Origin of the sequence: Shinella sp. 838 (genome assembly GCF_029623935.1) — a bacterium.
In the GTDB taxonomy this organism is placed as follows: domain Bacteria; phylum Pseudomonadota; class Alphaproteobacteria; order Rhizobiales; family Rhizobiaceae; genus Shinella.
In genome coordinates this window covers 1-1,481 of sequence record NZ_JARSBQ010000058.1, presented here as the reverse complement: position 1 = coordinate 1,481, position 1,481 = coordinate 1, and the positions used below count along the sequence as shown (strand labels likewise).

The following is a 1,481-nucleotide window of genomic DNA, read 5'->3' as shown; positions in this document are numbered from 1 at the left end:
TGTCCGTCGTCAAATGAACTGAGACTTTTCGGGCTTTGGAAGAGCGGAGTTTCCGGCTCGGTTTGCGGGTTGATTTAAGCCGCTTTGGCGTGATGGTTCAAGCGGCGCTGTCTGATGGTGTCTCGTTTGATCCTTTCACGTTCGAGCAGGATGGACTGGCCGCGCCCGAAGTAGACGTCGGCCGGGGTGAGATTGTCGAGGCTCTCGTGGTATCGGCGATGATTGTAATGTTCGACGAAGGCCGCGATCTGGGCTTCGAGGTCTTCCTGAAAGAAGTAGTTTTCGAGCAGGATGCGGTTCTTGAGCGTCTGGTGCCAGCGTTCGATCTTGCCTTGCGTTTGCGGATGGCCAGGCGCGCCATGGACCTGATCGATCTTGTATTTTTCCAGCCACTCACCGAGATCGGAGGCAACGTAACACGGCCCGTTATCCGACAGCAGGCGCGGCCGGTGTTCGACCTTGACGCTGTTGCAACCTGAGGCAGCCAGTGCCAAGTCGAGCGTGTCTGTGACATCATCGACTTTCATAGTCGTGCACAGCTTCCAGGCGACGATGTAGCGCGAGAAGTCATCGAGAATGGTGGAGAGATAGAACCATCCCCAGCCGATGACCTTCAGATAGGTGAAATCGGTCTGCCACATCTCGTTTGGGTGCGTGGTCTTGTCCTTGAACTCGTCATTGGCCTTGATGACGATATAGGCTGGCGAGGTGATCAGGTCGTGTGCTTTCAGCAGGCGATAGACCGAAGCCTCTGACACGAAATAGCTTTCCGTGTCGGTGAACCTCACCGCCAACTCGCGCGGCGACAGATCGGCATGATCGAGCGCGAGTGCGATGATGCGATCCCTGATATCATCGGGGATGCGGTTCCACACCCGTGACGGCGCGGAAGCCCGGTCTTCCAGCCCTTCGACGCCGTGGGTCAGGAACCTGTCATACCATCGATAAAAGGTCGGCCTGGGAATGCCGAGCTTGTCGAGGGTCTGCCTGACCGACAGATGCGACTGCTCTACAAGCCGGATGATCTCAAGCTTCTCGGTGGCGGGGTATCTCATTCGTCGTCGCCCCCATCCGCGATCATGCTTTTTTTGAGCATGCGGTTTTCCAGGGTGAGGTCGGCCAGAGCCTCCTTCAAGTCGCGGCTTTCACGACGAAGTGCCTTCACTTCGTCACTGGTCGCCGAACGGGCGGTATCGCCCGCAAGACGTTTCTTGCCCGCCTCGAGGAATTCCTTCGACCAGCTATAATACAAGCTCTCCGCGATCCCCTCACGGCGGCAGATCGCGGCGATGCTATCTTCACCACGCAAGCCGTCCAGCACAATGCGGATTTTGTCCTCGGCTGAGTGGTGCTTGCGCGTGGCGCGGCGGATGTCCTTGATCGTCTTCTCAGCCGCTGACGACTGCGGCCCGGATTTCTGTCTCATCTTCGCTTCCTTTGATAGAGCTACGATGAGCCGAAAATCCTCTCTTCTCAACTAA

General features: G+C 57.2%; 1 protein-coding gene. It reads right to left on the bottom strand.

All coding sequences use genetic code 11. From position 1 onward, the window contains the following. Positions 1-74: 74 nt before the first annotated feature. Positions 75-1,426, bottom strand: a protein-coding gene (locus P9A16_RS35525) for an IS3 family transposase (protein WP_145926135.1) whose coding sequence is annotated in 2 segments (ribosomal slippage) — positions 75-1,090 and positions 1,090-1,426 — 1,353 coding nt in all. Because the reading frame shifts where the segments join, the coding sequence is not laid out codon by codon here. Positions 1,427-1,481 lie beyond the last annotated feature (55 nt).